This is a genomic window from Variovorax sp. J22P240, from assembly GCF_030316855.1.
Classification (GTDB): Bacteria; Pseudomonadota; Gammaproteobacteria; order Burkholderiales; family Burkholderiaceae_C; genus Variovorax.
In genome coordinates this window covers 405,840-432,319 of record NZ_JASZYR010000001.1, presented here as the reverse complement: position 1 = coordinate 432,319, position 26,480 = coordinate 405,840, and the positions used below count along the sequence as shown (strand labels likewise).

General features: G+C 66.7%; 29 protein-coding genes. 8 read left to right on the top strand and 21 right to left on the bottom strand.

Features of this window, described 5'->3' with window-relative positions; translation table 11 throughout:
* Positions 1-36: 36 nt before the first annotated feature.
* The 10 genes from QTI24_RS02210 to QTI24_RS02165 all read right to left on the bottom strand — a co-directional run bounded on the left by QTI24_RS02210 (position 37) and on the right by QTI24_RS02165 (position 9,440).
* Positions 37-966, bottom strand: coding sequence for an LD-carboxypeptidase (locus QTI24_RS02210; RefSeq protein WP_286598031.1), 930 nt, complete (start codon positions 964-966; stop codon positions 37-39).
* Positions 963-2,018 (bottom strand): tRNA adenosine(34) deaminase TadA, encoded by a 1,056-nt coding sequence (gene tadA / locus QTI24_RS02205; protein ID WP_286598030.1) that lies wholly within the window; start codon positions 2,016-2,018, stop codon positions 963-965. Before tadA ends, QTI24_RS02210 begins: the two co-directional genes overlap by 4 nt.
* A gap of 10 nt (positions 2,019-2,028) precedes the next feature.
* Positions 2,029-2,259, bottom strand: coding sequence for a hypothetical protein (locus QTI24_RS02200; RefSeq protein ID WP_286598029.1), 231 nt, complete (start codon positions 2,257-2,259; stop codon positions 2,029-2,031).
* Between the two features lies 1 nt (position 2,260).
* Positions 2,261-2,908 (bottom strand): FMN-binding negative transcriptional regulator, encoded by a 648-nt coding sequence (locus QTI24_RS02195; protein WP_286598028.1) that lies wholly within the window; start codon positions 2,906-2,908, stop codon positions 2,261-2,263.
* Between the two features lie 46 nt (positions 2,909-2,954).
* A complete protein-coding gene (locus QTI24_RS02190; protein WP_503011215.1) occupies positions 2,955-3,605 on the bottom strand; it encodes an ankyrin repeat domain-containing protein in 651 nt (216 codons plus the stop codon).
* Between the two features lie 59 nt (positions 3,606-3,664).
* Positions 3,665-4,180 (bottom strand): GlcG/HbpS family heme-binding protein, encoded by a 516-nt coding sequence (locus QTI24_RS02185; protein ID WP_286598026.1) that lies wholly within the window; start codon positions 4,178-4,180, stop codon positions 3,665-3,667.
* A 117-nt stretch (positions 4,181-4,297) separates the two neighbouring features.
* Positions 4,298-4,918 (bottom strand): response regulator transcription factor, encoded by a 621-nt coding sequence (locus tag QTI24_RS02180; protein ID WP_286598025.1) that lies wholly within the window; start codon positions 4,916-4,918, stop codon positions 4,298-4,300.
* On the bottom strand, positions 4,915-6,399 hold the full coding sequence (locus QTI24_RS02175; protein WP_286598023.1) for a sensor histidine kinase: 1,485 nt from the start codon (positions 6,397-6,399) through the stop codon (positions 4,915-4,917). Before QTI24_RS02175 ends, QTI24_RS02180 begins: the two co-directional genes overlap by 4 nt.
* Before the next feature lie 82 nt (positions 6,400-6,481).
* Positions 6,482-8,473: an aconitase family protein gene (locus tag QTI24_RS02170; RefSeq protein ID WP_286598022.1), complete on the bottom strand. Its 1,992-nt coding sequence runs from the start codon at positions 8,471-8,473 to the stop codon at positions 6,482-6,484.
* A 79-nt stretch (positions 8,474-8,552) separates the two neighbouring features.
* A complete protein-coding gene (locus QTI24_RS02165) occupies positions 8,553-9,440 on the bottom strand; it encodes a LysR substrate-binding domain-containing protein (protein WP_286598020.1) in 888 nt (295 codons plus the stop codon).
* A 174-nt stretch (positions 9,441-9,614) separates the two neighbouring features.
* Between QTI24_RS02165 and QTI24_RS02160 the strand changes: the two genes are divergently transcribed.
* The gene (locus QTI24_RS02160; protein WP_286598018.1) at positions 9,615-10,061 is read left to right on the top strand and encodes a universal stress protein; all 447 of its coding nucleotides are present in this window, start codon (positions 9,615-9,617) and stop codon (positions 10,059-10,061) included.
* A 4-nt stretch (positions 10,062-10,065) separates the two neighbouring features.
* Here the strand turns inward: QTI24_RS02160 and QTI24_RS02155 are convergent, their stop codons facing one another.
* Both QTI24_RS02155 and QTI24_RS02150 read right to left on the bottom strand, forming a co-directional pair.
* Positions 10,066-10,977 carry a hypothetical protein gene (locus tag QTI24_RS02155; RefSeq protein ID WP_286598016.1) on the bottom strand — a complete coding sequence of 304 codons (912 nt, stop codon included), beginning with the start codon at positions 10,975-10,977 and terminating at the stop codon, positions 10,066-10,068.
* Between the two features lie 53 nt (positions 10,978-11,030).
* Positions 11,031-13,379, bottom strand: coding sequence for a YgiQ family radical SAM protein (locus QTI24_RS02150; RefSeq protein WP_286598015.1), 2,349 nt, complete (start codon positions 13,377-13,379; stop codon positions 11,031-11,033).
* A 175-nt stretch (positions 13,380-13,554) separates the two neighbouring features.
* Here QTI24_RS02150 and QTI24_RS02145 point away from each other — a divergent pair, with 175 nt between their 5' ends.
* Positions 13,555-14,517, top strand: coding sequence for a bifunctional helix-turn-helix transcriptional regulator/GNAT family N-acetyltransferase (locus QTI24_RS02145; protein WP_503011186.1), 963 nt, complete (start codon positions 13,555-13,557; stop codon positions 14,515-14,517).
* A gap of 15 nt (positions 14,518-14,532) precedes the next feature.
* On the opposite strand, the gene QTI24_RS02140 is transcribed toward QTI24_RS02145, so the two are convergent.
* The 7 genes from QTI24_RS02140 to QTI24_RS02110 form a co-directional block, all read right to left on the bottom strand.
* A complete protein-coding gene (locus QTI24_RS02140) occupies positions 14,533-15,528 on the bottom strand; it encodes a D-2-hydroxyacid dehydrogenase (protein ID WP_286598014.1) in 996 nt (331 codons plus the stop codon).
* On the bottom strand, positions 15,525-16,463 hold the full coding sequence (locus QTI24_RS02135) for a Bug family tripartite tricarboxylate transporter substrate binding protein (RefSeq protein ID WP_286599243.1): 939 nt from the start codon (positions 16,461-16,463) through the stop codon (positions 15,525-15,527). Before QTI24_RS02135 ends, QTI24_RS02140 begins: the two co-directional genes overlap by 4 nt.
* Before the next feature lie 111 nt (positions 16,464-16,574).
* Positions 16,575-17,363, bottom strand: a complete 789-nt coding sequence (locus QTI24_RS02130) for a class II aldolase/adducin family protein (RefSeq protein WP_286598013.1) — start codon at positions 17,361-17,363, stop codon at positions 16,575-16,577.
* A 125-nt stretch (positions 17,364-17,488) separates the two neighbouring features.
* Entirely contained in the window at positions 17,489-18,295 is an 807-nt protein-coding gene (locus QTI24_RS02125; protein WP_286598012.1) for a substrate-binding domain-containing protein, read from the bottom strand.
* A 114-nt stretch (positions 18,296-18,409) separates the two neighbouring features.
* Positions 18,410-19,192 carry a 3-hydroxybutyrate dehydrogenase gene (locus QTI24_RS02120; protein WP_286598010.1) on the bottom strand — a complete coding sequence of 261 codons (783 nt, stop codon included), beginning with the start codon at positions 19,190-19,192 and terminating at the stop codon, positions 18,410-18,412.
* Positions 19,193-19,291: 99 nt separating this feature from the next.
* Positions 19,292-20,500, bottom strand: coding sequence for a DUF3734 domain-containing protein (locus QTI24_RS02115; RefSeq protein ID WP_286598009.1), 1,209 nt, complete (start codon positions 20,498-20,500; stop codon positions 19,292-19,294).
* Positions 20,501-20,549: 49 nt separating this feature from the next.
* Positions 20,550-20,999 carry a CHRD domain-containing protein gene (locus tag QTI24_RS02110; protein ID WP_286598007.1) on the bottom strand — a complete coding sequence of 150 codons (450 nt, stop codon included), beginning with the start codon at positions 20,997-20,999 and terminating at the stop codon, positions 20,550-20,552.
* Between the two features lie 107 nt (positions 21,000-21,106).
* On the opposite strand from QTI24_RS02110, the gene QTI24_RS02105 reads away from it, so the two are divergent.
* Positions 21,107-21,652, top strand: a complete 546-nt coding sequence (locus QTI24_RS02105) for a DUF924 family protein (protein WP_286598005.1) — start codon at positions 21,107-21,109, stop codon at positions 21,650-21,652.
* Here QTI24_RS02105 and QTI24_RS02100 read toward each other — a convergent pair whose 3' ends face one another.
* Positions 21,653-22,558 carry a YihY/virulence factor BrkB family protein gene (locus tag QTI24_RS02100; protein WP_286598004.1) on the bottom strand — a complete coding sequence of 302 codons (906 nt, stop codon included), beginning with the start codon at positions 22,556-22,558 and terminating at the stop codon, positions 21,653-21,655.
* An 87-nt stretch (positions 22,559-22,645) separates the two neighbouring features.
* Between QTI24_RS02100 and QTI24_RS02095 the strand changes: the two genes are divergently transcribed.
* The 5 genes from QTI24_RS02095 (at position 22,646) to QTI24_RS02075 (ending at position 25,598) form a co-directional block, all read left to right on the top strand.
* Complete coding sequence (locus tag QTI24_RS02095; RefSeq protein WP_286598003.1) at positions 22,646-23,236, top strand: chromate transporter; 591 nt, start codon at positions 22,646-22,648, stop codon at positions 23,234-23,236.
* Positions 23,233-23,832 (top strand): chromate transporter, encoded by a 600-nt coding sequence (locus QTI24_RS02090; RefSeq protein ID WP_286598001.1) that lies wholly within the window; start codon positions 23,233-23,235, stop codon positions 23,830-23,832. Before QTI24_RS02095 ends, QTI24_RS02090 begins: the two co-directional genes overlap by 4 nt.
* Positions 23,833-23,856: 24 nt before the next feature.
* On the top strand, positions 23,857-24,825 hold the full coding sequence (locus QTI24_RS02085; RefSeq protein ID WP_286597999.1) for an aldo/keto reductase: 969 nt from the start codon (positions 23,857-23,859) through the stop codon (positions 24,823-24,825).
* A gap of 91 nt (positions 24,826-24,916) precedes the next feature.
* On the top strand, positions 24,917-25,087 hold the full coding sequence (locus QTI24_RS02080; protein ID WP_286597997.1) for a hypothetical protein: 171 nt from the start codon (positions 24,917-24,919) through the stop codon (positions 25,085-25,087).
* 34 nt (positions 25,088-25,121) lie between these two features.
* Entirely contained in the window at positions 25,122-25,598 is a 477-nt protein-coding gene (locus tag QTI24_RS02075) for a DUF3237 domain-containing protein (RefSeq protein ID WP_286597996.1), read from the top strand.
* Between the two features lie 3 nt (positions 25,599-25,601).
* On the opposite strand, the gene QTI24_RS02070 is transcribed toward QTI24_RS02075, so the two are convergent.
* Positions 25,602-26,468 carry an amidohydrolase family protein gene (locus QTI24_RS02070; protein ID WP_286597995.1) on the bottom strand — a complete coding sequence of 289 codons (867 nt, stop codon included), beginning with the start codon at positions 26,466-26,468 and terminating at the stop codon, positions 25,602-25,604.
* Positions 26,469-26,480 lie beyond the last annotated feature (12 nt).

The window sequence follows — 26,480 nt, the reverse complement described above, 5'->3', positions numbered from 1 at the left end:
GCGCGCCGCCCTCGCGGCCGCGCCCTCCCGGCACGCTCAATGGGCGTGCCGATGTCCCCAGACCATGAAGACGTCGCGCCCATCGGCCGCCAGTTCGACCTTCGCGCCGACTGGCAGGAGCACCTTCGTCGACACGTGACCGAAGGGCAGCCCGGTCAGGACCGGGGGCTTGATCAACTCGCGCAGGCGCGCCGTCACAGTCTGCAGGCTGAATCCACGGTCGTGCGGCACCTTCTTCGTGCCGGTGAAGGACCCCAGGATCACCGCCTTCTGACGCCCGAGCACACCCGCATGGCGCAGCTGATCGAGCATGCGTTCGACGCGATAGGGGTGCTCGTTGACGTCCTCCAGGAACAACACGCCCTTGTCGATCGCCGGGAAGTACGGCGTGCCGAGCAGGCTCGTCAGCACGCAGAGATTGCCACCCCAGAGGACGGCGTCGTGGATGCTGCGGAGCTTGGGCAGACCAGCGCTGTCGCGCGCCGGCATGCGCCAGCCAGTGCCCTCGCCTCGCCCGCTCAACAGATCGTCGAAGCAGGCTTCCATGATGTCGTCGGCCCCGGCTTCGGCGCCGAAGTCCTCGCCGACCGCGGGGCCCGCCCAGGTCACGGCGCCGGTCTTGGCCAGCAGTGCGCTCTGGAAGGCGGTGAAGTCGCTGAGTCCGACGAACTCGGTGCCGTGGTGAATGGCCTTGGCCACGGCCTTGTACGGAATCGCGTCGAGGATGCGCGTGAGCCCGTAGCCGCCGCGCGAAATGAGCGCCACGTTGGCGCCGCTGGCCGCAGCGCGTGAGATCGCGGCCAGTCGCGTGGCGTCATCGCCCGCGAAACGCTGGTGTGTTGCAAGAGCCGCTTCGTCGACTTCGACTTCATGACCGAGCGCCTGGAGCCGTTTGACGCCGCGCTTGAACGCAGCCTTGTCGCGCACAGCGCTGGAGGGCGAATAGATGTAGATGTGTTTTTTCACGGGGCGAAGTATCCCATTGCGTCCTTTGCCAACTGGGCCGCCTGTTCGGCCGTGGGTCCGGAGACTCGCTTCGGAACAGGCCCGAGCGCGCGCAAGGCGGCCTCGTAGCCGCGATCGGGAAAGGGTGCCCGCCATGCATCGGACACGGATCCGCCACCATCCGGCGCGACCATCACCAAGGGAAAGCGTTCGGGCGCGGCCTCAGCCAGGAGCGACGCCAGCGCGGAAGCATTCTCGCTATGCACGAGTGCCAGCGGCCCCGGCTGCAAGCGATCGAGCCATTCGAGCAGCACGTCGCGATGCCACGCGAGTTGATGCACGACCTCGCGCTTGGGCTTGTCGCTTTGCCCAAAGCCAATCAGGTCGGGCGCCAGCACGCGCAGACCCTGCACACGCAAGAGGTGCCTGAACAGGTAGCTCCATTCCCCCGGCCCGTGCAGGCACAGGCAGGCGGCCTGCGCATCCTGCGGTCCTTCGTCCAGATAGTGCATGCGCCAGCCTTGCTGGCTCGGAAGATCGCTCATGTAATGCGGAGCAAACGCGTAGTCGGCCAACGCGCTGAAGCGATCGGCCGACGTGCGCAGAGCATCGTCGCGCAAGGGCTCGGCCGCCTCGCGTGCCGCGCTGCGACGGTCGCGGAAGAAGTTCTGCAGAAGCGCCTGGCAGTCGGCCGAAAGAACACCTCCTTGCACCCGCGTGTGGTGATTCAACTGCGGCTGCCCGAGCAGATCGATCACCGATCCCGCCGCGCCGGTCTTCGGGTCCGCAGCGCCGAACACCACGCGGGCGAGCCGCGCGTGCAGCATGGCACCGGCGCACATTGCGCAGGGTTCCAATGTCACGAAGAGTTCGCAACCATCGAGGCGGTAATTGCCCAGCGCGGCACCCGCCGCTCGCAGTGCGTTGATCTCGGCATGCGCACTCGGGTCGTGCAGCGAGACGGGTGCGTTGCGGCCGCTGGCGATCAGCACGCCATCCTTCACCAGCACGGCACCCACAGGCACTTCGCCGACGTCGGCTGCCTGTCTCGCTTCCGCCAGCGCGAGAGCCATCCAGTGATCGTCAGTTGTCATCGGTGACGGGACGCCGCTGCTGCATCGCGGCGTCGAGCGATTGCTTGAACTGCTGCTGAATTTGCTGGCTCTGCGCGCGGGCATCGCCGGCCGGCGCGCTGCCTGCGGGTGCCGGGCCGGTCGACAGTGCGGGTGCGGTCATGCCGCCGAGTTGCTTCTTGACCAGCAAGCCGACGATGACGAGCGCCAGAACGAGACCGATCAATCCGATGACACGCATCTCAGGTCTCCTCCGCAGCTTGCGTGTCGGAGACGTTCATGCCGAGCCGCTTCATCCAGCCGGCCAGCGCCTGTTCGTCAGGCGATCCCACGCTGTATTGCGCATGCATGGCGGCGTGCGCCTCCTTGCGGTGCTGGTTGAGCTTGAGCTTGCATTGCAGCGCCGTCACGCGCAGTTCGAAGCCGACGATGCCGTTGAGCATCTTGAGTTGGAACTCCTCGCCGAGATCGCGCCATTGCTGTGCGTACGCTGGCTCGTGCTGGCCGATCAGGCGCTTGAGCAAGGCGTCTTTCTCGGCAGGCGTTTCGATCAGCCGGGCTTCGACCGTGCAATTCACTGCGAGGTAGTTCCAGGTCGGAACACGGGCCAGGTCGGGGTAGACCGAAGGCGACATGTAGGCATGCGGCCCCAGAAAGCTCACGACCGCCGTGGGTCTCGCCCGCAGGTAACGCCAGTGCGCATTGGGCTTGGCGCAATGGCCCAGCAGCGCGAAACCGTCCTCCCCGCGATCGTCCAGCACCAGCGGCAAGTGCGTGATGTAGGGCAGTCCGTCGTCGTCGTTCGAGATCAGCGTCGCGAAGGGATGCGCGCGCATCAGCTCCGCGGCGGTCGCACGGTCCGTGGAATTGAACTGGGGCGGTGTGTACATGGAGCGAGTCCTGCGAAAAGGATCGCCCGATTGTCCCCGAGCCGCCTTACTTTGCGCCCGAGGCCTTGAGCTTTTCGACCATGGCGTTGTAGCCACGCGCCTTGGCCAATTGCAGCGGGGTGTTGCCCTGCCGATCTGCGAGCTGCAGATTGGCGCCCGCATCGACGAGCGCGATCAGCGTGCGCTGGTGGCGCGGCCCGCCGTCGCCGAGCACGATCGATTCGATCAGGGCGGTCCAGTGCAAGTTGTTGACGTGGTCCAGCGGTGCGCCGGCGGCGATGAGGCGCCGCACGACCTCGTCATGGCCGAGGTGAGCCGCCGCGATGAGTGCGGTGCCGTCGTAGCGGCTCGTGGTCTGCCCGGCGCTTGCGCCGAGCGACAGCAGCAGCGCGAGCGTGGGCACGTCATCCGCGACTGCAGCGATGGTGACGACGTCATAGCGGTCGTCTTCCAGGCGTTGGAGGTTCGCACCGGCCTTTGCCAGCGCGGTGATGGCTTCGCGTTGGCGCGCATAGGTCGCCACGTGCAGGGGCGTGCGGCCGAGGCTGTCGCGAGCATCCAGATCTGCACCGGCCGCGATCAGCGCCTTGAGCCTGCTCATGTCGCCTCGCCACGCGGCCTGGTGCAGGCCCTGGTAGGCCTGGACTTCGGCAGCCGTCGGCGGCACCTGCGCCAGCGCCACACCGCCGGACGACATCAGCAGCGCCGCAACAGCGGCGGCAAGGCTCGATCGGTACAGCGCGGCCTTCATGGCGATCAGCCCAGTTGGCCCTTGACCTTGTCGAGTGCGGCGTTGGCGCACTGCTCGTCCAGATGGCCGCCTGGCGCGCCGCCGACGCCCACGGCTCCGATCACTTCATTGCCGACCTTGACCGGCACGCCGCCGCCGAGCAGCAGGAAGCCGGGGATGTTCACGAGGTTCGCCGCGGCGGAGTTCTTCTGCGCGTTCTCCATCATGGCGAGCGTCGGCGCCTTGGCCGATGCCGAGGTCCATGCCTTGCGTTCGCTGGCGCCCAGCGTGTGCGAGCCGGCGTTGTCGGCACGCTGCACGGCGCGCACGGTGCCCGAGCGGTCGACCACGGTCGCTGCCACGGCATATCCATTGGCGGCGCAGGCCGCAACGCTGGCGGCCGCGATCTGGTTCGCAAGTTCGAGCGACATGTTCTTTTCAGCGCGCACGGCCGGGCTCGGTGCCTGGGTTTGCGCCTGCGCTGTCATCGCGGAAGCGGCGAGCAAAACGGCGAGGCCGCCGAGACGAAGGGTCGAATGCATGGAGTTCTCCAGAGGTGATTGGGTTGCTTGCGCCGGCATTTCGCCGACCGCATGGCAACTGTAGAAATAGCTCGGCCCCGGGACCATTCGTACGGCTACGCCCGCCGCTCCGTAAAACTACGGAGTGTCGACCAATGCGGCGTATCGCCGGATCAGTTGCGCCAGCGAGTCGCACTCCAGCTTGCCGAACAGATTGGCGCGGTGCGTCTCGATCGTTCGCGGCGACAGGGCCAGAGCGCGGGCGATCTCCTTGTTGGTCAGCCCCGCCACGATGAAGCCCAGCACTTCGCGCTCGCGCTCCGAAAGCTGCAGATAGCGATCGCGCGCGGCCTGGTCGGCCTGCGTCCGCTCGCGCGAGTTGACGTGCTGCCGCACCGCCTGCTGCAAGGCTTCGAGCAACTGCTCGTCATCCACCGGCTTCTCGAGGAACTCCGCCGCGCCAGCCTTGAAGGCGCGCCGGCACATCTCCACCGTGCCGTGACCGGTGAGCATGATCACCGGTTGGTCCACGCCCTGCGCGATCAAGGTGTCGAGCACCGTCAGCCCGCTGATGCCGGGCATGCGCACGTCGAGCACGATCGCGCCGATGCTGCTGCGGTCGAAGCCGTCGAGAAAGGCCTGCGGGTCCGCCCAGGCGTGCGTGCGAAGGCCCACCGTGCCGATCAGCAGCGCGAGGCTCTCGCGCACCGCGAGGTCGTCGTCGATCAGGTGGATCAGCGGTGACAGCGGTTCGTTCATGCGCGCCGCTCCGTCGAGGAAGAGTTCGCCAGCGGCAACCGCAACGTGAAACGGGCGCCGCGCGGCGATGCGGCCTCGGCGGCGAGCGAGCCGCCCATGCCGACGGCCAGCGTCTCGCACAGGCTGAGTCCGAGCCCCAGGCCGCCGTCCCGCGTGCTGAAGAAGGGTTCGAAGATGCGCGGCAAGGATTCCGGCGCGATACCGCGTCCGTTGTCGGTCACCGCCAGTACGCCGTGCCCGCCTTCACGGTCGACTGAAATTCGAAGGCCGCGCTCGCCTGCGGGCACGTCTTCCAGCGCCTGAAGCGCATTCATCAGCAGGTTGTGCACGATCTGTTCGAGTGCGACCGGATCGGCATGCACCGTGACCGGCGCGTGGGCCGCGTCGTCGAAGGCCGGCCCTACCGCGCGCCGATCGAATTCGGGCGCGAGCAGGTGCAATGCGCCGCGCAGGGCCTCCTGCAACACCACGGGCCGCGTCTCGGCGTGGCGGTCCGGACGCGCGATCACGCGACGCAGGCGGCCGATCACGTCCGCGGCGCGACGCGCCTGCTCCGCAGCTTGCCGCATCGCCGTTCGCGCGGTCGCCAGTTCAGGCGGGTCGTCATTCAGCAGGCGCTGGGCGGCCTGCGTGTTTGCAAGCACCGCAGTCAGTGGCTGATTGAGCTCATGCGCCATTCCGGCCGCCAGTTCGCCCAGGGCGTTGAGCCGCGCCACCTGGCCGAGCCGCAGCAGCTCTTCGGCACGCTGCCGCGCGATGCGCTGGCGCAGCAAGGTGTAGGCCCCGGCGAGCACCACACCCGCCGCGATCGCCCATGCGGCCATCAGGACCCAGGGCAGTTCCCGCCAAGACACGACGCGCTCCGCCACGAGGTCGAAGGACTGGCTCTCGGAAGCCAGCGCCTTGCGGAAATCGAAGCGCCAGCCGTTGCGCGCGGTCGAATCGCCCGGCTGCACGACGAAAGACTGCCCTGTCCGCTCGAGTGTCACCCGCACCGGGCTGGTCTTCGGATCCATCGGCCAATCGCGCCAAGGCACGGCCGTCGCGAGGTCGATGTCCAGCGCATAGCTCGTCGGCACCGAGCCGGTCACGAGCCGATAGCGACCGCTGGCGAAGTCACTCGTCGCGAGTTCAGGGCGCCGGAGTTCGCGCGACCTGGCTTCGGCCTGGGCCAGCTGCGGATCGGACCAATCCGTGCCCGTCTCGCGCCGCAGCACGCCAAGGATGGAGGGATAGACCGACGGCAGCCGACGCTCGGGCTGGTTGGCACCCGGCACGGGCTCCAGCAACGCGAGGGTCGCGAGCACCGCGTCGTACTGCACGACCTGCTGGCTCATCAGGCGATGCGCAATGCGCCCGTTGACCTCGAAATCCTCGTTCAACTGCTGGATCTCGGCGCGCGCGATCCAGACCGCACCGACGCCGGTGACCAGCAGCCATGCGAGCCACCAGCCACCTTGCGTACGCAACCATTGCCTCATGGCGCGGATTGTGCCCGTGCTGCGTGCGCCCAAATGGCGAGTCATGCCTGGCGGCATGCGGGAACGTCAGCCCTGGCCGGATTCAGGCCTGCCGCTGTTGCAGCGTCTCGAAGGACACGAGCTCGCCGGCGATCGCGCTGGCCGCCACGGTCGGTGGGCTCGCGAGCCAGACCTGGCCTGGCCCGCCGCGCCCCGGAAAGTTGCGGTTGATCGCGCTGACGGTGACCTGATCCCTGCTCGTCGAGCCGCCGGGCCCGCAGTTGCCGCAAGCACCGCACGAAGGCTGCAGCATGCGCGCGCCGACTTTGTCGAATGCATCCATGTAGCCCTGGGAAATGCAGTGATCGCGAACGGCCGTGGTGCCGAACTGCAGGAACAGCTCCACATGCGGCGCAACGCGGAGTCCTCGATCGGCAGCCCAGCGCAACACCGCGTGGTAGTGATCGAAATCCTCTCGCTTGCCGGCGGTGCATGACCCGCCGTAGGCGATGTCGATGCGGACCGGCGCCTGCACCTCCGCCAACGGCAGTCCGTTGCCCGGGTCGCCGGGGCGGGCCACCATCGGAGGCACGCCGGCGCAATCGATGCGAAGGATTTCAGCGTACTCGGCGCCCTCGTCGCTGTGCATCCAGGGCTCGAGCGCGAAGTCGATGCCGCGCCGCTCACGCAGGAAGCGCACGGTCTCCGCATCAGGGGCGACGATGCCGGTGAAGCCCCCGAGCTCGGCCGTCATATTGGTGAGCGTGGCCCGCTCGTCGGTGGAGAGCGCCGCGATGCCCTCGCCGCAGAACTCGAACACCTTGCCCACGCCACCGCCGCTGCGGATGATCGGCTGCGACAGCAGGTGCAGCACGATGTCCTTCGCCGTCACGCCGGCCGGCACCCTCCCCTCCAGCACGATGCGAAGCGACTGCGGCACGGTCAGGCGCACCGCACCGGTGACGAAGGCATTGGCCATATCGGTCGTGCCGACACCGAAGGCGACGCAGCCCAGCGCGCCGCTGTGCGGCGTGTGCGAATCGGTGCCGACGACGACTTGCCCCGGCAGCGCATAGTGCTCGGCCACCATCGCGTGCGAGATGCCTGCGACGTTGCTGCCATCGTCGGACGCCGCCTCGGCCTCGCTCAGTGTGCGATGCGAGCGCAGCGCGTAGGCGGCCGCGAACTCGCGCTGCGCCTCGACCATGCGGTGCACGTTGGGCACCAGCCCGCCGCGCACGTGCGCGGGGCTTTCCTCGACGTAGGAAGTGTGGTCCTCGAACACGATGATCGAGCCCGGCTCGTACAGCGCCAGCGGGCGGCCGAAAGTGGTGTGCAACATGTGCGCGGCCATGCCGGTGTAGTACTCGTGAATGAAACGCCAGTCGGCCCGCACGAAGGCACCATCGCCCGGCGCGGGATGCGCCTCGGTCAGATCGGTCGCCAGCGCATGGCGTTCCACGATCTTCTCGAACAGCGTGCGCGGGCGCGTGTCAGCCACCTCGGGCGCGACGGTGATGTCGCGCATGTGCTGCTGGCCGAAGCGGAGCAATCCACCGTTCCGGAGGATCGCAGCCGCCAACGCATCCCTACCCGCGACGAGATCCGCGAGAGGGATCGCCTCTCCTGCCTGGATGCGTTCGACGAGGCTGAAATCGGTCGACGTGAAAAGTCCGATGTTGTCCGCGTTCTGGCGATAGATGCGCTCGAAGCTCTCGGCGATCACCAGGCGTACGCCGGCCAGCTTTTCCGCGGCCGGACTGTGCTCGCGCGAGGAGCCCTTGCCATAGCGCTTGCCGCTCACCACGACCTCGACACCACGGGTGCGGATCGCATCGGTGCCGATGGGCGTTGCATCGTCGCCCGCCCTGAAGCCGATGTAGGGGTAGCGCCCGAGCTTGTCGTCGTAGTGCGTGAGGATCGGCAGCGGCGTGATCTCGTCGGTCGAGACGTCGTCGCGCAAGGGACGCGCCTCGTCGAGCGAGATCGATTCGCCCTGCAGGCTGCGAGTGACCACGTCGGCCGACTGGCTCAGAAAGAGGATGGCTGGCGCGAACTGAATCGCGGGGAACCTCGTGGGCGAAATGGCTGGCATGCCGAATTCTCACGGGCGCGCTGCGTGCTGCAAAGCGCCGATGCGGCAGACGGGTTCTCGCGAAATGCGAGATCGCCGCTTACCCCCGGAGGCTCTCGATCAGGGCGCCCACCGCGCCAGGCCGCGGCGTCTTGCGCAGCGCGTACATGCGCAGCGCGCGTGCCGCCCAGGGCTCGTCGAGCGGTCGCCGCACGAAGCGTGGGCTGCCGGCATAGGCCGCGGCTGCGCTCCCGGGAATCACGGCGATGCCGAGCCCGGCCTCGACCATGCGGCAGACCGCGTCGAAACTGCTGACCGACACGGTCGGCGCAAAGCGGCGGTGCAGCGCGGCGGCGCGTTCGTGCATCGAGCGATCGAGCGCCCCGCCCTGATGGACGCCGATCAACGGGAGTTCGAGCGCCTGCGCAAAGCTCAGCACCTTGTGCTTTGCCAGCGCGTGGCCGGCCGGCAGCACCACCTGCAGCGGGTCCATGGCAAAGGGCCAGGACTCGAGGCCGGGCGGCACCGCCATGTCGACGCCGACCCCGACGTCGGCACGATCGTCGAGACAGGCGCGGATGACATCGCGCGTGTCGTTCTCCTGCAGCGAGACTTCGACCTGGGGATAAGCCGCCATGAAGGCGCGCAAGCGCTCCGGCAGGAAACCGATCACTGCGGACATGTTGGCGTAGAGGCGCACGGCCCCACGCACTTCGTCGCCTTCGGTCTGCACTTCCCGCACGAGCGCCTGCAAGTCCTCGTCGATCTTCTCGCCGCGCGCCAGCACCAGTCGGCCGGCGTTCGTCAGCGTGACGCCACGTGGCGACCGTATCAGGAGCGGCGTCCCGAAAGCATGCTCCAGATCGGCCAGCCGCCTGCTCAGCGCGGACGGCGCGATGTGCTCCTGTTCGGCGGCGCGGACGATCGATCCTGCCCGCGCTGCAGAGACGAACAATCGAAGGCTGTAGGGATCGACACGACGGGCCAAGATCCGGCGATTGTTCCCCAAAAGGACCAACGCCCGCGCGGCTGGGCACCGCCCTCGATCCGCGGCTGTTGGCCTTAGGCGACCCCGCCTAGACGCTTGCAGACGCCTTGCTCAACGCCCGTTCGCGCACTAATCTGAAGCGGGGGCGGGTCTCTCTCGCCCGGGAGCGTCGCCATGTATGAACGCATCCTCGTCGCTACCGACGGATCCGATCTGTCGGAACTGGCCGTCACCAGCGCCATCGACCTGGCTCTCCTGACGCAGGCCGAGCTGATCGCCGTCAAGGTGGTCCACCACTACCCCGCCAGCTACTTCGAAGGCTCGATGCTGATGAGCCAGATGGAGGTCACGCGCCTGCGCGAGCAGGCCGACGTCGAAGCGCAGCGCGTGGTCGATGCCGTCAAGGCCGCCGCAGACTCGAAGGGCGTGAAGAGCACCCGGGCGATCGTCATGCAATCGGAGCTCGTGTCCGAAGCCATCATCGAAGCCGCCCGCGTGCACAAGTGCGACCTCATCGTGATGGCCTCGCACGGGCGCCGCGGCATCAAGCGCCTGCTGATGGGCAGCGAAACGCTGCATGTGCTGACGCATTCGCATACACCGGTGCTGGTTCTGCGCTGAGCGTTCAGCGCGCCGTTCCGGCATCTCGCTGCCGATCCTCACGCTTGACTGCAAGATAGGTCTCGAGATCGACCTCGTGGAGTTGCGTCGGATACTTCTCGACGGCCTGGAACCAGCTATTCAGGCGCTTGTCGGCCCGTTCCGGCGGCGGGACCGAGAAGCCATCGAGATAGGCTTCGAGCGTGAGGAAATAGCGCATCGCATTGCGCTCGACGAGTCCGCGCAGGCCGCGGATGTATTCGGGGCCGCCGTCCGACGTCTTCCCCACCACCGTGAAGCCCATCTTGTGGCTGCCGAAGGTCGCGAGGTAGGCCATCGTCGCCAGGCGCGCGACCATGTTGTGGTCGTACGCATAGGCAAAGTGCAGGAAGGTCTGTCGATTGCCGAGCGGCATGGCCTCGAGCAGCACGCGATAGTGGCTGGTGCCCATCGGCCCCGATTCAGCGGAAAGGTCGACCAGGAGGTAGTCGCGCGTGGCGCTTGCAACGCGGTGGACGAAGGCCAGCTCGAAGGCCTGCTCGATCGGCTTGTCATAACGCGGCACGACGCTGAGTGTGAGTTTCTCGCCGGTGGCGCCATGCTCCGCGCGGCAACGGCGGTTGTTGATGTGCAGGATCAGCATCTCGCACCACTGCGATGAACGTTCGAGCGCCCGGCGCACGTCTTCGAGCGAATGATCGACGACCGCATAGACGTCGCCCTGGAGCCCGCCATCGGTTTCGGTGGAGTCGAGGACGACAGGCCGTTTCAATGGGCTCTGGGCGAGCTGATCGACGAGCTTGCGATGCAGCTCCCGCATGGCTTGCACCGATCCGGCTTCCAGAGTCGCCGCCTGCGAGCCCGATGCCATCGCGCAGAGCGATAGCCAGAGACCGATACGGCACCACTGCGAAAGCGCGACCAGAAACTTGCTCATGCCGACACCATACACCGCGAGGCAGCGGTGGCCGGCGCGGCAATCCGGTCAGCTCAACGGCTCTTGCGGATCGGCTTGCCGGCGGAAGGCCTGGTGCGACCTGCCCCGGTCTCACGCGGCGGCAGGCCCGTGTGCTGCGTGAGGATGCGGCCCTTGGCGGGCTTCACCGGCGTGAGCGCGACGGTCGTCGAGTTCTTGCGGCGAGCGCTCTGGTAGCTGCCGTCGGTGAGCGGCTGCCAGGTCGGGATCAGGTGGTGCTTGCCATTGCCGATCAAGTCGGCGCGGCCCATCGACTTGAGCGCCTCGCGCAGCAGTGGCCAGTTGTTGGCATCGTGGTAGCGCAAAAAGGCCTTGTGCAGGCGACGGCGCTTGTCGCCGCGCACGATGTCCACCGTCTCGCTGTCGCGCGTGATCTTGCGCAGCGGATTCTTGTTGGTGTGGTACATCGTCGTCGCGGTGGCCATCGGCGACGGGTAGAAGGTCTGCACCTGGTCGGCGCGGAAGCCGTTCTTCTTGAGCCAGATGGCGAGGTTCATCATGTCCTCGTCGCTGGTGCCCGGATGCGCGGCGATGAAGTACGGGATCAGGTACTGCTTCTTGCCCGCCTCGGCACTGAACTTCTCGAACATCTGCTTGAACTTGTCGTAGCTGCCGATGCCGGGCTTCATCATCTTGGTGAGCGGGCCCTGCTCGGTGTGCTCGGGCGCGATCTTGAGGTAGCCCCCGACGTGATGCTGCACCAGCTCCTTCACGTACTCGGGGGACTGCACGGCCAGGTCGTAGCGAAGGCCGGAGCCGATCAGTATCTTCTTGATGCCCTTGAGCGCGCGCGCCCGGCGGTAGATCTTGATCAGCGGATCGTGGTTGGTGTTGAGGTTCGGGCAGATGCCGGGATACACGCAGCTCGGCTTGCGGCAGGCCGATTCGATCTCGGGGGACTTGCAGCCGATCCGGTACATGTTGGCAGTGGGCCCGCCGAGGTCGGAGATGGTGCCGGTGAAGCCCTTCACGCTGTCGCGGATCGCCTCGACCTCCTTGATGATCGATTCTTCCGACCGGCTCTGGATGATGCGCCCCTCGTGCTCGGTGATCGAGCAGAAGGTGCATCCGCCGAAGCAGCCGCGCATGATGTTCACGCTGAAGCGGATCATTTCCCAGGCCGGGATCTTGGTCGCGCCGTCGTGGCTGCCTTGCTCGTCGGCGTAGCGCGGATGCGGGCTGCGCGCGTACGGCAGGTCGAACACGTGGTCCATCTCGGCCGTGGTGAGCGGAATGGGCGGCGGATTGATCCAGACGTCGCGGGCGGTCGTGCCTTCGCCGTGGGCCTGCACCAGGGCTCGCGCGTTGCCGGGGTTGGTTTCCAGGTGAAGCACGCGGTTGGCGTGCGCGTACAGAACCGGATCGGCGCGCACCTGTTCGTACGAAGGCAGCCGGATCACCGAACGGTCCCGCGGCGGCACCTTGATGCGCTCGCGGCTCTGCAGGGCTGGATTGGGAACGAACTTCAGCGGCTTGATCGCGAGGTTGACCGAACCACCTGCCTCGGCCGCCTGCGCGACAGCCTGCGCCTCGTCTTCCTTGGCGCAGGTCGCGCCGTTGGCCTTGGCCTGGTCCGACACCATCAGGTACGGATTGACGTGCGCCTCGACCCGGCCGGGCTCGTCGACGCTGGTGGAGTTGATCTCGAACCAGCCCTCGGGCGTCTCACGCCGCACGAAGGCCGTCCCGCGCACGTCGGTGATCTGGTGCACCGGCTCGCGCGCGGCCAGCCGATGGGCGATCTCGACGATGGCGCGCTCGGCGTTGCCGTAGAGCAGCAGGTCGCACTTGGCGTCCACCACGATCGAGCGGCGCACCTTGTCCTGCCAGTAGTCGTAATGCGCGATGCGGCGCAGCGACCCTTCGATGCCGCCGAGCACGATCGGCACGTCGCTCCAGGCTTCCTTGCAGCGCTGCGAGTAGACGATGGCCGCGCGGTCCGGCCGGTGACCGCCGACGTCGCCGGGCGTGTAGGCGTCGTCGCTGCGGATCTTCCGGTCCGCCGTGTAGCGGTTGATCATCGAATCCATGTTGCCGGCGGTCACGCCGAAGAACAGGTTCGGCTTGCCCAGTATCTTGAAGGGGTCGGCACTCTGCCAGTCGGGCTGCGCGATGATGCCGACGCGGAAGCCCTGCGCCTCCAGCATGCGGCCGATCACGGCCATGCCGAAGCTCGGGTGGTCCACGTAGGCATCGCCAGTGACGACGATGATGTCGCAGCTGTCCCAGCCCAACGCATCCATCTCGGCCCTCGACGTCGGCAGGAATTTGGCCGTGCCGAAACGAGCTGCCCAGTACTTGCGGTAGCTGGTCAGCGGCTTGGCGGCACGAGCGAAAAAGGAGACGTCGACGGGGGCGTTCATCGGGGATAGGACGGCAAGGGTGCCGCGCAGGCCTGCGGGCCGGGTGGGCCCGTTGTGGGCAACCCTAGATTTTAGGGTTTTCCAGTGGTGCTGTCGCCCTAAAGGGTAAAGGACACAAGCAGGCGGTTCTGCTTATTAATTGCTTTTGTCAATTATTTAAATGACAATGGCAAGCATGTCGACCGCTCCCATCACCTTGCCCGAGGTCGCCGCCATCAAGGCGATCCGCCAGTTCAACCGCTTCTACACCCGCTGCATCGGCGTCCTCAACCCGTATCTCGACAGCGACATGTCGCTGACCGACGTGCGCGTGCTGTACGAACTCGCGCACCGCGAAGCGCCCGTGGCCAGCGAGATCGGCAAGGATCTGCACCTCGACGGCGGCTACCTCAGCCGCATCCTGCGCCGCTTCGAAGCCAATGGCTGGCTCCGACGCGATCCCGATCCACGCGACGCGCGGCAGAGTCTGCTGCGCCTGACCGAGGGCGGGCACCAGGCCTTCGCACCGCTGCAGCAGAAGTCGCGCGACGAGGCTGCCGCCCTCCTCGCACCGCTCCCCCCGCCGCAAAGGCTGCAATTGATCGAAGCCATGCAAACCGTGCAAAACCTGCTGGACCCGGCCACGGCCGCACCGACGAAGACGAAGGCCGCTGTCCTGCGCGACCCGGGGCCGGGCGACATGGGCTGGGTCGTGCAACAGCACGGCGAGATCTATGCACGCGAATACGGCTGGAACAGCGACTTCGAAGCGCTGGTGGCCGACATCGCCAGCCAGTTCCTGCGCAAGTTCCAGCCCGGATGGGAGCGCTGCTGGATCGCCGAACTCGACGGCGAGCGTGTCGGGGCCGTGTTCGTGGTGCGCAAGTCGCCCACGACGGCGCAACTGCGCATGCTGATCCTGAGCCCCAAGGCGCGCGGGCTGGGCCTGGGCGCACGGCTCACGGACGAATGCATCGCCTTTGCACGCAACAAGGGCTACAAGAAGATGGTGCTCTGGACCAACAGCTGTCTCACCGCGGCACGAGGCATCTATGCGGCACGCGGCTTCAGGCTGGTCAAATCGGAGCCCTACGACGGCTTCGGCCAGCAGCTGGTCGGCGAGACCTGGGAGCTGAAGTTCGCACCACCGGCAGCCTGACGCCGCCGGCGATTCTCAGGCAACCTCGTTGTGCAGCTTCTGGCCGGCCAGCCAGCGCCGGAGGTTGTCGATGAAAAGCTCGGTCACCCTCGCCGCGTTGCCGTCCGAAAAGCCCGCGCTGTGAGGTGTGGCGATCACGTTGTCCAAGCCCCACAGGGGAGATTCCGGCGGCAGCGGTTCGTGGGCGAAGACGTCGAGGAAGGCGCCGCCGAGCTTCCCATCGGCGAGCGCCTCGATCAGCGCCGGCTCGTCCACCAACTCGCCGCGCGCCACATTGATCAGGTGCGCCCCATCCGGCAATAGCGCGATCGCACTGGCGTCGATCAAGCCTCGCGTCCGCGACGTCAGCGGGCAGGCCAGCAACAGCCAGTCGGCGCGCGGGAGAACGTTCCCTATATCCTCGAAGGCCACCGTCTCGACGTCCGCTGCCGCAGGCTCGGCGCTGCTGCGAACCACGGCGACGCGCAGGCCCAGCAGCCGGAGCGAGGCCGCGATCTGCTGGCCGATCGGCCCCCACCCGACGATCACCGCGGTCTGCCCTGCAAGGTCGCGCGGCATGCCGGTGCCGATCAGCGGTGCCCAGGTGCGCTCGCGCTGAGCACGCATGAGCTGGGGAAAGCGCCGTGCCAACGCCAGAAGTCCGGCCAGCGCAGTCTGGGCCACCACGGCTGCATTGGCGCCCGATGAAGTGCTGACCGCCACGCCACGGGCATGCAGCGCCACGTAGACAGGCCGGTCGGCGCCCGCCGAGTGCACGTGCACCCAGCGCAGGCCCGGTGAACCGAGCATCGCGTCGTAGAACACCTGCGTTGCGGGCAGCACGGCATGCTTGGTCGACAGGCCCGTGACGTCGCGTGTCACGAAGGCGAGATCGGCGTCGATGCCCGGCCGCGGTGCGACGAAGCAATGCGCGCGCGACCCCATCACCGATGCAATGGCGGCCCCGACGCGCTCTCGCGCAGCATCCGACAGCAGGATGCGCAGCGGGGCCATCGTGGGGTCGTCGCTCATTCCGGCGTGGCGCCGGACTCGCGCACGATCACCTTCCATTTTTCGTATTCGCGCTGGGTGAACTGCCCGAACTGCGCCGCGGTACCGCCCACCGGATCGGCGCCCTCGCGGATCATCTGCTCTTCCAGCGAAGGCAGGACATCGTTGACTGACTTGTTGAGCAGCACGATGACCGATTCCGGCGTGCCCTTCGGCGCGAAGAAGCCGAACCACGACCCTGCCGCAAAGCCGGGGAAGCCTTTTTCCGCCACGGTCGGAACACCGGGCAGCGAGCGCGAGGGCTTGTCGCTGGAGACGGCCAGCGCTCGCAGCTTGCCGGCGCGGATGTGCTGGATCACCGAAGGGATCGTGGCAAACATGAATTGCAGGCGCCCGGAGAGAAGGTCGTTGAGCGCGTTGGCACCCTTGTAGGGGACGTGGGTCGTCTCGGTGCCAATGCGTTGGCTCAGCATGAAGCTCGACAGGTGCGAGGAGGTGCCGGTGCCCGTGGAGCCGTAGTTGAGCTTGCCCGGGTTGCCCTTGGCGTACGCGACGAATTCCTCGAAGGTGTTGGCCGGCACCGAAGGATGGACCACCAGCACGTTCGGCACGTCGGCGATCTGCACGATCGGCACCAGGTCCTTCAAGGGGTCGTAGGGCAGGTTCTTGTAGAGCGTCTGGTTGACCGCGATCGGGCCGACCGAGTTGACGATCAGCGTGTAGCCATCCGGCGCCGAGCGCACCACCGCCTCGGTGCCGATGTTGCCGCCGCCGCCGGGCTTGTTGTCGATCACGAAAGGCTGCTTGAGCTGGTCGCCGAGCTTCAGCGCCACCGAGCGGGCCAGGATGTCGGTGGTGCCGCCCGCCGAAAACGCGATGACGATGCGCACCGGCTTGGCCGGGTACGCCTGCGCGAACGTGGGCGGGGCCATCAACGACGCGGACAGCGCGACCATCGCCAGCGCTGCGCCGCGTCGCTTCGGCTGCCACGCGGCGCGGGTTGGTCGATCGGAGACGGTGGCGGGAGGGATTGGGCTCATGGGGATGTCTCCTTTTTTTACGATGAATCAGTCGCGAAAGCTCGGGTCCATCCGGTCCAGCTTGCGCAGCAAGGCGGGCCACTCCATGACGCCGTAGGGGCGGCGCGTGCCAGGCTGGTAGTTCTTCCAGGTCGCTTCCAGCACCGCAGGCGGCACCGGGCGGAAGGGACTGTTGCAGGCCATCGCCGCGAGCTGCGACCGGCAGGCCAGTTCCAGCCGATGCATCCAGTTGAAGGCCTCGCCGACCGTGTTTCCGACGACGAGCGCGCCATGGTTGCGCAGGATCAGCGCCTCGGACTGGCCCAGATCGGCGACCAGCGAAGCTTGCTCGGCGGTATCGAGCACGACGCCCTCGTACTCGTGATAGCCGATCTTCAGGAAGCGCATGGCCGTCTGCGTCAGCGGAAGCAGTCCGCATTCCAGCGACGACACGGCCATCGATGCCCAGCTGTGGGTGTGGATCACGCATGCGACTTCCGGCCGCGCGGCATGCACTGCACTGTGGATCACGTAGCCGGCCTTGTTGACGCCGTATTCCAGATCGCCGAAATCCGGCATGGAAAGGATGTTGCCGTCGTGATCGACCTTGATCAGGCTCGACGCCGTGATCTCCTCGTACATCATCCCGTAGGCATTGATGAGGAAGGCGCCGTCCTCCCCCGGCACCCGCGCCGAGATGTGGTTGGCGATCATGTCGGCCATGCCGTAAAACTCGATCAGCCGATAGCAGGCAGCCAGATCGATCCGAGCTTGCCATTCGGCGGGCGAGCACCGGTTCTTCATGGAAGGAAAGGCCAGAGTGCCAGGCGTCGTCATGCGTTGTCTCCTCGTGAGAGGAGCGACTTTAGGCAGCCCGCGTCCCGAGCGCCAGTGCGCCCGGGGCAAGAGGTCTTCAGCGATCGTGAAGGCGAAGCCAGCGCGCCTGCTGCCTCGATGACGACTCAGGGAGCGGCCAGCGGTTCGAGACCCGTCTTGGCGATGGTCGGCGCGGCTTCCGGTGAATTCAGGTAGCGGATCAGTGCGCGGGCTGCGTCGGGCTGCTTCGACGCGCTCGCGACGCCAGCCGAGAACACGGTGACGCGCTGCACTTCCGCCGGCAAGGGTCCGACATAGTCGATGCCTTCGATGGGCAGCAACTCGCTCACCTGCTGCAGGCCGAGCGCCGCATCGCCGCGCGCGACGACGGTGCCTACGCGCTCGCTCAGGATGCGCTTGCTCTTGGGCTTGACCTGCGCCTCGATGCCCAGATTCTTCAGCATCTCGGTCTCGTAGTAGGTGCCGCTGGCGCTCGCCGAATAGGCAATGGAGGGCGCGGCAATGAGGGTGCGCTTGAGCGCGTCCACCGTGCTGATGTCGGGCTTGGGGGCACCTTTCTTGACCGCAAAGCCAATGCTGGAGCGCACCAGGTCGACCTGGCTGCCGGGCACGACCTTGCCCTGCTCCACCAGTGCGTCGAGCGCCGGCCGCGCGAGGATCACGACGTCGGCTGGCTCACCACGCGCCAGCCGGCTAGGGATCGAATCGTCCGCATTGCCCATGGAGGCGCCATAGGCGGTCTTCACCGTGCGGCCGCTCGCCTTCTCGAAGCCGGGGCGCAGGTCGTTGTAGGCCGCGGTGAAGCCGCCCGAGGTCATCACATGGACGTCCGTCGCCGCGGGCTGGGTGCCGAGGCCGCTGCAAGCAGCCAGCAGCAACGCCGTCGCCGCGATGGCCGCGCGCCGGCCCATGAAATGAAGAGATGTCGCCATGGCCTGGGGTCTCCGTGTTCTGTCGGGTGCACCATCGCGCCCGTTGATGGAATCCTAGGCCGTCAAGCTGTCATTCAGCCGGCATGAAATACAGGGTTAGTACCCCTGCCGCGATCACTGCATGAACCAACCGTGGCTCACGACCAGCGATTGACCGGTCAGGGCATTGGTCGGGAACGCAGCGAACATCAACGCAACGCGCGCCACGTCGTCGGTGGTGGTGAACTCGCCGTCCACCGTCTCCTTGAGCATCACGTTCTTGATGACCTGTTCCTCGGTGATACCCAGCGTCTTCGCCTGCTCCGGGATCTGCTTCTCGACCAGCGGTGTGCGCACGAAGCCGGGACAGATCACGTTAGCGCGCACGCCGTACTTTGCGCCCTCCTTCGCCACGGTCTTGGCCAGTCCGATCAGGCCGTGCTTGGCGGTGACGTAGGGCGCCTTGAGCAGCGAAGCCTCCTTGGAGTGCACCGAGCCCATGTAGATCACGCTGCCGCCGCGGCCCTGCGCGTACATGTGCTTCAGACAGGCCTTGGTGGTGAGAAAGGCGCCGTCGAGATGGATCGCCAGCATCTTTTTCCAGTCGGCGAAACTGAACTCCTCGACCGGATGCACGATCTGGATGCCCGCATTGCTGATCAGGATGTCGATGCCGCCAAAGGCCTTGGCGGCCTCCTCGACGGATGCGTTGACCTGCTCTTCGCTGGTGACGTCGACGCCAACGCCGATCGCCTGCGCGCCCGTCGCCTTGAGTTCGGCGGCGGTGGCGTCGGCTGCTTCCTTGTTGAGGTCGGCAATCACGATCCTGGCGCCTTCCTTGGCGAAGACGATGGCGATTTCCTTGCCGATGCCGCTGGCCGAGCCGGTGATGAAGGCGACCTTGTCCTTGAGTTGCATGGAGATTCCTTTGCGTGACGGAGGTTGGAGGATGCGTGCAAGCTGCGTGCCCATGGCAGCAGATTGGCGCGGGAGACTTAAACGAACCTGATCTGCCGGCTAGGCGCCGGCCGGAATGTGCGGCAGCTTCATCGGACGGCGAACGCGCCGGGCGTTGGGCTCGGTCAGGTCGAAGGTGGTGACGCCATTGGCCTGCGAAGCGCTTTTGAGCCATTCCGGATGGTCCAGCGTGTTGCAGATGTCGCGCCAGCCCGCCTCCCAGTGCTCATCGACCGAAGCGCGCGAGAACTCGTAGTCCTTCGATTCGAGTTCGTAGGGCTTGTCGCGGTAGATCAGATGCACGATCTCGATGGGCTTGTGCGAGAGCTGATCGCACACCGCCTGCACGCTGGCGTCCTTGCGCAATGGCGCGGGCAGCTTCTTGATGAGGTCCGCGATCGCCTGCTGGAGATTCAGGTTCGAGGCGAGCGCGTCGGTGTTCATACGGGTGCGGCTCGAATAGGTGATGTCCTTCTGCCGCTCCAATGTCTCGGCGATCGTGCGCGGCATGGCTCCGCGGGCGCTGAACAGGTCGACCTGCAGCACCATCAGCGGTTCGCTGCGCGGATGCATGTCGAGCACGTACTGCAGCGGCGTGTTGGAGACGATGCCGCCATCCCAGTAATCCTCGCCGTCGATGTGCACCGGCGCAAAGCCTGGCGGCAGCGCGCCGCTGGCCATGATGTGCTCCGGGCCGATGCGCTGGACGGTGTTGTCGAAATAGATGGAATTGCCGGTTCGCACGTTCACTGCGCCCACGCTGAAGCGGATCTCGGGGTGGTTGAGGCGATCGAAATCCACCAACCGCTCCAGCGTCGACTTCAATGGTCCGGTGTCGTAATAGCTCAGCACCGGCGCCGCGCCACCGAGCAGCAGCGCGGGGCTGCGGCGCGGCTCGAAGAAGCCGGGCACGCCGAAGACCGCCGCCGATGTGGCGCTCCACTGGTTGAACATCGCCCGGTCGCTCCACCACGCCGGCACGCGCTGCGCCGGGCCCGAAGAAACGATGTTCCAGAATTCGCGAAGCCGTTGCACGCGCACTTCGGGCGCATTGCCGGCGATCAGCGCGGCGTTGATGGCGCCGATCGAAACACCGGCCACCCAGTCGAGCGCCTTGTGCTTCTCGAAAACGCCCGCGTAGACGCCGGCCTGGTACGCGCCCAGCGCGCCGCCGCCTTGGAGCACCAGCGCCTTGCGGGCGCTGGTGATGTCGACGCGGGGGCCGGACGGGCGCGAGGCGGAATACTTGGCATTTGCTGTGGTTCCCATGACGTCCATTGGACACCATGGGCCACCGTTCCCGCCTCTCTCCGGAGGACTACATCTTGGGCAGCATCTGCCCGCGAATCTCGCCGCCCGGATTGGCCGCCGTGTGGATGTTGGCGTACCACTTGCCCGCCAACAGATCAGCCGCCTGGGCCGGGGTGAGCGTGGCCTGCCCCTCGATCGGGCTCGCCGCATTGGCGAAAGGCAGCACCACACCTGCGTTCGCGCCGGCAGCGGCCGGTCCATGGAAATGCGCCGCCGTGGCCGGCCCGCTCAGGCCGTCGTAGGTGATCTTGTACTTGAGGACGTTCGTGTCCTTGTTGAGCGTCGCCTCGGCGAGACCGCTGCCGCGCGTCATGTTGGGCGGCACTTGGCTCGCCGCGTTCATGCTGCCGCTGAAGGTCGCGGTATTGGACTTGGACATCATTCCGCAGCCCGCCAGAGCGGCGGTCGCAACGCCGGCCACGAGGGCCATGCGCAAAGTGGCGCCATATCGGGTCATGAGGCATCTCCATGTAGTTGGCAATCCCACAGGATAAAAAGCATTGCGGGGTGGCGCTGTCGGCCAGCAACCCGTCTTGCGGGACGCGGTGGCATGATCCTGACGCCATGAACGCCCTCCCCTCCGCCCACGACGTCGTCCGGTTCTGGCGAGACGCTGGCCCCGACCGCTGGTTCGACAAGGACGATGCATTCGACACCGAGTGCAAATCGCGCTTCGAAGCCGCCCACCACGCCGCCGCGACCGGTGCGCTCGACCCCTGGGCCGCCGATGCCGAGGGTGCGCTGGCATTGCTCGTGCTGCTCGACCAGATTCCTCGCAACGCCTGGCGCGGCAGCGGCCACATGTTCGCCACCGACGGAAAAGCCCGGGCCATCGCGAGCGCCGCCATCGATGCCGGCCTGGACCGCCAGGTCGAGCCGACGCTTCGGCCTTTTTTCTATCTGCCCTTCATGCATTCCGAATCGCTGGCGGACCAGGAGCGTTCGGTCGCACTCAATACCGCACTCGATGCCAATACGCAGCGCTTCGCGGTGCTGCACCGAGACATCATTGCGCGCTTCGGCCGCTTTCCGCATCGCAACGCGGTGCTCGGCCGCCGCACGACGGCCGAAGAGCAGAAGTTCCTCGACGACGGCGGCTTCACCGGCTGATCAGGTGGATTGCTCAGCGCGCGTCGGCGACGCCCTGGCCGCCGGCCGCGGCCGTCCCTTGAAAGAACCGTAGGCGTGCGCGTAGACCCAGGTGAACTCCACGCCCAGCAGGAATATCTGCGCCGAGTAGTAGACCCACACCAGCAGAACCACCAGCGAACCGGCCGCGCCGTAGCCCGAGGCGATGCCGGTCTTTCCGATGTACAAGCCGATCAGGTACTTGCCGATGGTGAACAGCACGGCGGTGACCACCGCGCCGATCCACACGTCGCGCCATTGCACTCTCACGCGCGGCATGACCTTGAAGATCATCGCGAAGCCCACCGTGACGATCACGAAGCCGAACACGGAGTTGACGTTCTGCGCCAGCGTGGCCCAGCCGCCGAAGACCGGCGCCCACCATTCGCCAAGCGCCGCCAGTGCCGCGTTGACCACCAGCGAGACGATCAACAGGAAGCCGATGCCCATGATCATGCTGAAGGACAGCAGCCGCGCGCGCATGAGGTCGAGCAGTCCGTTGACGTCCTCCCTCGCGGGTGCACGCCAGATGCGGTCGAAGGCGTCCTGCAGTTCGCCGAAGACCGTGGTCGCGCCGACCAGCAGCAGGGCGACGCCGATCACCGTCGCGACGATGCCCTGCCTGGGCTTGTTGAGCGCTTCGAGCATGATCTGCACCGCGCGTGCCCCCTCGGCCCCCATCAGCCCCGAAAGCTGCTCGAAGATCTCACCGCGCGCCTCTTCGCGCCCGAACACCAGGCCCACGACCGAGATCACGATCAGCAACAGTGGCGCCACCGAGAAAACCGTGTAGTAGGCCAGTGCCGCGCCCATGCTGGGGGCGTAGTCCGCCCGCCAGGACGCGAAGGACTGCTTGCAGAGATCGAAGAGCGCGCGTGCTGCATTCATTGGCGCAGTGTCGCAGCATGGCCCCGCCGCGCAAGTCGAGCGGAGCGCGGCAACGCCGGCGCGCCTTGCCTACGATAATCGCCCGCAATGCACCCGCCCCTTCCCAGCGCGGCATCGGCACCCGACCGACCGCAACCCCAGTCCCCGCGAGACCTTTTCGTTTCATTCACCTGGCTTGCCCTGCAGGGTTTTGGCGGCGTGCTCGCCGTCGTGCAGCGCGAGATGGTCGAGAAGAAGCGCTGGCTGACGCCCGATCAATTTCTCGAGGACTGGGCCGTGGCCCAGGTGCTGCCGGGGCCGAACGTGGTGAACCTCGCGCTGATGATCGGCGACCGCTACTTCGGCCTGCGCGGCGCCATTTGCGCGGTGGCCGGCATGCTGGTCGTGCCGCTCGGCGTGATCCTGACCCTGGCGGTGCTCTACGCGCACTACGCTGGCAATCCGCAGGTGGCCGGTGCACTGCGCGGCATGGGTGCGGTGGCCGGCGGCCTGATCGCCGCGACCGGCATCAAGCTGATCCCGGCGCTGCGCAGGCATCCGCTGGGCTTCGGTGTATGCCTCGGCCTGGTAGCGCTGGTGTTCGGCGCGATCGCCTTCGCAAGAGTCCCACTCGGATGGGTCCTGCTCGCCGTCGGCGGCGTGACCTGCGTCTGGACCTGGCGAAAGATCAGCCCATGACGATCGTGATGCACTGGCATGACTGGCTGGCTCTCTTCGGCCAGTACCTCATGCTCTCCCTCCTGTCGATCAGTGGCGCCATCACCACCGTGCCCGACATGCAACGCTACCTGGTGGCGCAGCATGGCTGGTTGACGGACGCGCAGTTCAGCTCTTCGGTCGCCATTGCCCAGGCCGCTCCGGGGCCGAACGTGCTGTTCGTCGCGCTGATGGGCTGGAACGTCGGGCTCAACGCTGGCGGAGGCATCGGCGCCGGTCCGCATGCGTGGCTGCTCGGGTTGCTCGGCCTGACTGTCACCATGGTCGGGATCATGCTGCCCAGCACCACGCTGACCTACTTCGCGACCCGCTGGGGCCATCGCAACCGCGAGCGGCGCGGGGTGCGGGCGTTCAAGCAGGGCATGGCGCCGGTCGTGGTCGGCCTGCTGATCGCGACCGGCTGGGTGCTGGCCTCAGGTAACCATTCCGGCGACGCGCCCGCCTGGCACCTCTGGCTGTTGACCGGCGTCTCGGCGTTTATCGTGTGGCGCACCCGCATCCATCTGTTGTGGTTGCTCGGCGCCGGCGCCCTGCTCGGCGCCCTGGGCGTCGTCTGATCCGAACCTTCGAGGAATCCACTCATGCAGTTTCGTCCGCTCGGCCGCTCCGGCCTGCAAGTCTCTCCGCTCGCCTTCGGCGGCAATGTCTTCGGCTGGACCGTCGACGAGACGCTCTCGTTCCGTCTGCTCGACGCCTGGGTCGACGCCGGGTTCAACTTCGTCGACACGGCGGACGTCTATTCCAGCTGGGTGCCGGGCCACAGTGGCGGCGAATCTGAAACCATCATCGGCAAGTGGCTCCGGCAGACCGGCAAACGCCATCGCATCGTGCTGGCGACCAAGGTCGGCAAGCCGATGGGCGAAGGCAAGAAGGGCCTCTCTCCCGCCTATATCCGTGAGGCTGTCGATGCGTCGCTCAGGCGCCTGAAGACCGATCACATCGACCTCTACCAGTCGCACGACGACGACCCGGAGACGCCGTTTTCAGACACTGCCGAGGCCTTTGCCGCATTGATCAAGGCCGGCAAGGTGCGGGCGATCGGCGCATCGAACTTCAGCGCGCCCCGTCTGGCCGAAGCGCTGGATGTGGCCGAGAAGCAGGGCCTGCCACGCTACGAGAGCCTGCAGCCGCTCTACAACCTGTACGACCGCGATGTCTTCGAGAAAGAACTGGAGCCGCTGTGCGTCGAACGCGGCATCGGCGTCATCAACTTCTACGCGCTCGCGGCCGGCTTTCTCACGGGCAAGTACCGGACCGAGGCGGATGCTGCAAAGAGCGCGCGCGGCGTCAACACGACGAAGAAATACCTGAACCCGCGCGGTCTTCGCGTCCTCGATGCGCTGGACGCGGCCGCTCACGCCTACGGCGCCACCCAGGGCCAAGTGGCGATCGCGTGGCAGATCGCGCGCCCCTCCATCACGGCGCCCATTGCGAGCGCCACCTCGATGAAGCAACTCGACGAGCTGATCGCCGCAGCGAGTCTCCAACTGGCGCCCGAAACCATCGCGGCGCTCGACGCGGCGAGCGCCGAGACGGCCGCCCAGCGGTAGGCACGCTCCGACACGGATTGGCGGCCCAGACCGCCGCTGCGGCCATCGGGGTCATGGAGACTGGCCCGATTCGCAGTTTCGGAGAGAGAACATGTCTTTTGCCCTCTACATGATCGGTTTCCTGATTTTCCTGGCCGGCCTGATCTGGGGTGCATCGGTCGCGGGTGTCCCGACGCTCTACATCGGCATCGGAACGCTGATCGTGCTCGGCATCGGGATCTTCAGCGCGGTGGGCCGCACCCGGGGCAAGGACCCTTCCTGATTCCCAAACACGCCATTGGCGTTACCCTCGGCGGATGAATCCGACCGACCCGCTCGCCCCACCCTCGCTCGAATACTTCGCCGACCTTCAAGTCGAAGTCGGCGCACCGCAGGTGCTGAGCCAAGGGCCGCGCGGCATGCGCCGGCTAGTGCCCATCACCGGCGGCTCTGCACGCGGGAATGGTTGGACGGCGCGAGTCATTCCAGGTGGCACCGACTTTCAGTTGATCGTCAGCGACACCCTGTCCGAGTTGGATGCCCGCTATGGGCTCGAGACCGATGCAGGTGATCTGATCTACGTGCAGAACCATGCCGTTCGCGCCGCGCCCCCGGAAGCGATGGCGACGCTCCTGCGCGGCGAGCCGGTGGACCCCGGTCAGATCTATTTCCGCTGCAACCCACGCTTCGAGACATCGTCACCTTCGCTCCGCTGGATCGGCGAGCGCATGTTCGTCGGCGTCGGCGTTCGACATCCGGCGCAAGTGGTCATGCGCTTCTTCACTCTGCTCTAGTCGTCAAAGACCGTCGAAACGATAGAAGTCTCGCGGGTTGCCCACCAGCAGGCGCTCCCGCTCGTCGGGATCGGGCGCAATGCGCAAGAGCGCGTCGACGAGAGCGCCATCGTCCGGCACATGATCGTGAAGCGGATGCGGCCAATCCGTGCCCCACAGGCAGCGCTCTGGAAACTCGCGAACCAGCCTCTGTGCGATCGCTGCGCCATCGGCGTAGTCCGTTGCACGAGAAATGCGGTCCACGCCGCTCACCTTGACGCGGAACAGCGGGTTCTGCATCAGCGCATGCAGTGCGACGAAGTCGGGGTGCGTGGTTCCTGCCGAAGCATCGACGCGCGCCATGTGATCGACCACCACCGGCACGGCACTGCGCGCGAGTGGTGAAGCGAGTTCATGGATCAGCCCGCGCTCGAAATGCACCTGCAGGTGCATGCCAAATGGTTCGAGACGCCGGCTGAACGCAACGACGCCTTCCACGTCGAAATCGGCGGCCGAATTCCTCGCGAAATTGAAGCGCACGCCCCGAAACCCGACGGACGCGAGCCGCGCCAGTTCTTCGTCGGCCACACCCAGAGGCAACAGTGCCACGCCGAGATAGTTGCCACCACCGGCCACGATCGCGTCCTCCACCACGCGGTTGTCGTAGCCATGGCAGAGCGACTGCACGATCACACAGCGCTCGATGCCCAGGTGCCGGTGCAGCGCGAACAAGGTTTCCTTCGGGGCATCTGCGGGCGTGAAGCTGCGGCCTTCCGCGAAGGGGAAGCGCGCTGCCGGCCCGAACACGTGGACGTGCGCGTCACAAGCACCGGGCGGCAGCCGCAGCTGCGGCGCGGAGGAATGCGGGTTGTAGGTGAGCGTCGGCTGCATCGAACACCACGA